General features: G+C 66.2%; 1 protein-coding gene. It reads left to right on the top strand.

The genetic code is table 11. The features are described 5' to 3' along the window. Positions 1-656, top strand: a 656-nt coding sequence (locus WS95_RS27795; protein ID WP_156444595.1) for an amidohydrolase family protein, incomplete at both ends; no start/stop codon positions are given.

Raw genomic sequence — 656 nt, 5'->3', positions numbered from 1 at the left:
GCGCGTCCGGACCTGCCCGAGCAGATGGAGGACGATCTCGAAGGCGTCGTGCGCGTGCTCGCGGAAAACCGCTGGCCGTGGCGCATGCACGCGACCTACGACGAAACCATCAGCCGCGCGCTCGACGTGTTCGAGAAGGTCGACAAGGACATCCCGCTCGAAGGGCTGAACTGGTTCTTCGATCACGCGGAAACGATCACCGAGCAATCGATGGACCGGATCGCCGCGCTCGGCGGCGGCGTCGCGGTGCAGCATCGGATGGCGTACCAGGGCGAGTACTTCGTCGAGCGCTACGGCGCGCAAGCCGCGGAGGCGACGCCGCCGGTCGCGAAGATGCTCGGCAAGGGGCTGAAGGTGTCGGCCGGCACGGATGCAACGCGCGTCGCGTCGTACAACCCGTGGGTGTCGCTCGCGTGGCTCGTGACGGGCAAAACGGTCGGCGGCATGCGACTGTATCCGCAGCGCAACCTGCTCGATCGCGAAACCGCGTTGCGGATGTGGACCGAGTACGTGACGTGGTTCTCGAACGAGGAAGGCAAGAAAGGACGCATCGCGGTGGGGCAGCTTGCCGACCTGATCGTCCCGGATCGCGATTTCTTCGCGTGTGCGGAAGACGATATCGCCGCCACGACCGCGTTGCTGACGGTGGTCGACGG

It is taken from the genome of Burkholderia sp. MSMB1826 (assembly GCF_001526325.1).
Lineage (GTDB): Bacteria > Pseudomonadota > Gammaproteobacteria > Burkholderiales > Burkholderiaceae > Burkholderia.
Note: the sequence above shows the minus strand (reverse complement) of the source record. Positions and strands in the feature narration are given on the sequence as shown.